This window comes from uncultured Sphaerotilus sp. (genome assembly GCF_963924895.1).
In the GTDB taxonomy this organism is placed as follows: Bacteria; Pseudomonadota; Gammaproteobacteria; order Burkholderiales; family Burkholderiaceae_C; genus Sphaerotilus.
This window is the reverse complement of record NZ_CAWURG010000046.1, coordinates 1-3,953: the sequence shown is the minus strand read 5'-3', so window position 1 is coordinate 3,953 and position 3,953 is coordinate 1. Positions and strand designations below refer to the sequence as shown.

General features: G+C 68.1%; 3 protein-coding genes and 1 pseudogene. 1 reads left to right on the top strand and 3 read right to left on the bottom strand.

Features of this window, described 5'->3' with window-relative positions; translation table 11 throughout:
* Positions 1 to 292 precede the first annotated feature (292 nt).
* Complete coding sequence (locus AABN02_RS17130) at positions 293 to 1,579, bottom strand: cytochrome c (protein ID WP_338416121.1); 1,287 nt, start codon at positions 1,577 to 1,579, stop codon at positions 293 to 295.
* Complete coding sequence (locus tag AABN02_RS17125; protein ID WP_338416120.1) at positions 1,576 to 2,283, bottom strand: cytochrome c4; 708 nt, start codon at positions 2,281 to 2,283, stop codon at positions 1,576 to 1,578. The genes AABN02_RS17130 and AABN02_RS17125 overlap by 4 nt, the downstream gene beginning before the upstream one ends.
* Positions 2,284 to 2,387: 104 nt before the next feature.
* Between AABN02_RS17125 and AABN02_RS17120 the strand changes: the two are divergent.
* Positions 2,388 to 2,807, top strand: a pseudogene (locus tag AABN02_RS17120) (sulfate ABC transporter substrate-binding protein); the annotation flags it as partial.
* Positions 2,808 to 2,880: 73 nt separating this feature from the next.
* On the opposite strand, the gene AABN02_RS17115 reads toward AABN02_RS17120, so the two are convergent.
* Positions 2,881 to 3,953 (bottom strand): transposase (locus AABN02_RS17115; RefSeq protein ID WP_338416119.1); only part of this gene is annotated, 1,073 nt, incomplete at its 5' end.

The following is a 3,953-nucleotide window of genomic DNA, read 5'->3' as shown; positions in this document are numbered from 1 at the left end:
CGCGAACTCGTCTCGTTGCAGTAGTTCCACACGAAGTTCACCTCACGCGCCATCAAGGACAGCACGCCAGCGTGCTTGTCCTTGATGCGCAGCTTGAGGGTCTTCACGGCTTCCATCCGGCAACTGTATTTCCATACATGTCGGTTGACAAGCCGTCCCGGTTTGAACGCTCGACCCCGGGCTGAACCCCGGGGCTTGTCGCTTCGTCCGGGTCACACCGTGGATTTCCTTGGATTGCCTCAAAATTAGGCACCCAGGGAAACGCCCGGCGTCACTGCATTCTTCACGGCATTCAGTCACGCCCTTCGCGCAGCTGCACCACCTGCACCTGGTTCACCGGCGTTCCGGTGTTGCCCCAGGCGCTGCGCACATGGGTGGTGATGGCGGCGATGTCGGCGTCGTCCAGCACATGGCCGAAGGGCGGCATCCCGTGCGGGCGTGGACGGCCTGCGGTGGACGGGCCGTAGCCCCCCTGCAGGATCACGCGCACGAGGTTGGTCGGGTCCGTCATCGTCACCGCGCGGTTGCCGGCCAGCGCGGGAAAGGCGCCGGGCTGGCCCTCGCCGCGCTCGCCGTGGCAGGTGGCGCAGTGGTCGGCGTAGAGCTTGGCACCGCGGTCGAGCGTGCGGGGGTCGGCGGGACGCACCCGCGGCGGCTCGGCGGCCGGGCGCACGGGCAGGTCACGCAGGAACACGGCCATCGCCTGCGCGTCGGCCAGGCTGAGGTGCTGTGTGCTGCGGGCGACGACCTCGGCCATCGGGCCGGTCACGACCGCGCCCACGCTGGGCGCCACGCCGTCGCGCAGCAGGCCCACCACGTCCGCCACCGGCCACGCGGCGACGCTGGCTTCGGCGGCGAGCGTCAGCGCCGGGGCGTACCAGCCCTGGCCCGGGATCGGCGCGCCGTCGAATGCGCGGCCGTCGATCGTCGCACCCATCGCGTTGCGCGCGCCGTGGCAGGCGGTGCAGTGGCCCAGACCGTTGACGAGATAGGCGCCGCGGTTCCATTCGGCGGATTTCGCGGGCTGCGGCGTGTAGGTGCCCGGCTTGAAATACAGCGCGCGCCAGACCTTCAGCGCCAGTTGCGAGTCGTACGGAAACTCCAGCGCGTTCGGCGTGTTTGGCCGATCCACCGCGGGCACGCTGCGCAGGAAGGCGAACAGCGCGTCGCTGTCCTCGCGCGTGACCTGCGTGAAGTGCGGATAGGGGAAGGCTGGTGTCAGCATCCGCCCGTCGCGGGAGCGGCCGTGGTGCAGCGCGCGCCAGAAGTCGTCGGTGCTCCAGGCGCCGAGGCCGGTGGTGGCGTGCGGCGTGAGGTTGCCGCCGTAGACGGTGCCGAACGGTGTGCGCAGCGCCTCGCCGCCCGCGTAAGGCGCTTCGCCGCGGCGGGTGTGGCAGGCGGCGCAGTTGCCGGCCTGCGCGAGGTAGCGGCCACGGTCGATCGTCGCCGCGTCGGTCGCGACAGGACGCGGGTTGGCGGACGGCGGCGCGTCAGCCGAGTCGCGCCACGCGATCGCCGCCGCGCCCAGCGCCAGCACGCCGAGCAGGCCGCCCAGGCCCCAGGTGAGGACGCGCTTCATTGCACACCCCCGCAGTCCATCGGCAGCGGCTGCGCCAGCGCCGAACGCTCCACTGCCTTCGACGGCACCGGCACAGGCTGCGCCGCCAGCCATGCAGCGACCGCAGTGGTGTCGGTGGAGGTGAGCTTGCGGGTGATCTTCGCCATGCAGTCCGGCGCAGCAGCGTGGCGCTGGCCGGCCTGCCAGGCGCCGAGCTGCGCGTTCAGGTAGTCACGCGGCAAGCCGAGTAGGCCCGGAATGGCCGGCGCCACCCCGGTCATCGCGTCGCCGTGGCAGCGCACGCAGGCGGGAATGTCGCGCGCGGCATCACCCTTGAGCACCAGCGCCCTGCCTTGCGCCAGCACCGCTGCGGCCAGCCCCGGCGTGGCCGGCGGCGGATACGGCACCTCCAGCGATGCGAAGTGCTCGGCGATCTCGCGCAGGTAGTCGTCGCTCAGATGGTCGAGCAGGTGCGTCATCGGGCGGTACTGGCGGCGGCCGTCGCGGAAGTTGACGAGCTGGTTGAACAGGTAGCCCGCGGGCTTGCCAGCGATGCGCGGGAAGTAGCCGTCGGGCGTGGCGCGGCCCTGCTTGCCGTGGCAGGCGGTGCAGGCGGCGACGCGGGCGGTCATGCCCTGGGGATCAAGGGGCGCCGCGGCGTGTACAGCGGCCCCCAGCAGCGCCAGCGTGGCAGCCAGCAAGGTTCGGATTCGGGTGTGGATCATCGTTTTTCGACTATCGATCGTCGGATTGATTCGTTCTCCGACGGAGGTGGGCTGCCTAGCATCCGTTCATCCAGATCGATCCCCTTGCTGAACGGAACCTCCCGATGCTACGCCGCCAGACCCTGATCGCCGCCCTCGCTTTCACGCTCGGCGCCCCGCTGGCCCACGCCAAGGACGTCACCCTCCTCAACGTCTCCTACGACCCGACACGCGAGCTGTACCAGGACTTCAACAAGGCCTTCGCCGCCCAGTACAAGGCCAAGACCGGCAACACCGTGACGGTCAAGGGCTCGCACGGCGGCTCGGGCAAGCAGGCCCGCTCGGTCATCGACGGGCTGGAAGCCGACGTCGTCACGCTGGCGCTGGCCTACGACATCGACGAGCTGAGCGACCAGGCCAAGCTGCTGCCGCGCGACTGGCAGAAGCGCCTGCCGCACAACAGCGCGCCGTACACCTCGACCATCGTGTTCCTGGTGCGCAAGGGCAACCCGAAGGCGATCAAGGACTGGGACGACCTCGTGAAGGCGCAGTTCAGCAGCGCCCGCAAGGACAACGGGGGCACCCCAGCATGAGCATCGAATTGACATCCTCCCCGCCCTAAAGGACGGGGATTCCTCCTGCGAGACGCGCATGCCCGCGCGCGGCGATGTTTTTGGCGGCGTTCACGTCGCGGTGGTGTTCCGCTCCGCAGTCGCAGCATGTCCACCGCCTTATTCCAAGCCCTGTCCTACCTTTCGGACTGCTCGCAGGTATGACCCCGCAGCTCGAACAAGTCTGGGTTGTGTAGGCTTCATTCACCTCTTCGAACACGACGCCGGCCTGATGGCTCTTGTATTCCAGCATCGTCTTCAACATCGACCATCCGGCGTCCAGCGTGGACTTCGCCATCTTGGTCTTCACCAGCGCACCGGCCTGCACATTGCCCACGAAGATCGCCGCATTGCGCTCGACCAGCCCGGTGCTGAACTTGTGCATCGCGTCCTTGCGGATGTTCGCAATCTTCGCGTGGATCGCGCGGACCCGGCCTTTCTTCTTCGCCCGCTGGGCGATCCCGAGCGCCGTTTGGTGCTTGCGGTACAAGCCGGATGCCAGCTCTTCGCCGTCCGAGCATGTCGCCGCCGTCTTCAGTCCCAAGTCGATCCCCACCGATCCGACGCCTTCCGACTTCGGTACGTCGACCTTGACGCATACGTTCAAGTACCACCGTCCGCGCGCGTCCTGCGCGAACGTTCCCGCCCGCAGATTGAACCGGCTCAGCCCGTAGCTGTCCCACAGGCCGAACTTGTGCCCGCGAAAGGCGACCTGCCCGGCCTTGTACTTCGCGCCGCCCGCCTTGAACGGAATCCAGCCCAGCGAATAGTTCGCCGACTTCTCGTTCGACACCCGCCAGTTCAAGCGCGATTTCCTGAACTGCTTGCGCCGGGTGGCGTATTCCTCGCACACCAGTTGCACCGTCGCGCTACCTACCCGCACGCCCTCGCACTTCGAGTACCCGGCCGTGAGCTTCTGCAGGTCGAACCCGCTGAAGAACTCGCGCCGCTCCCGGATCGCACGCGAACTCGTCTCGTTGCAGTAGTTCCACACGAAGTTCACCTCACGCGCCATCAAGGACAGCACGCCAGCGTGCTTGTCCTTGATGCGCAGCTTGAGGGTCTTCACGGCTTCCATCC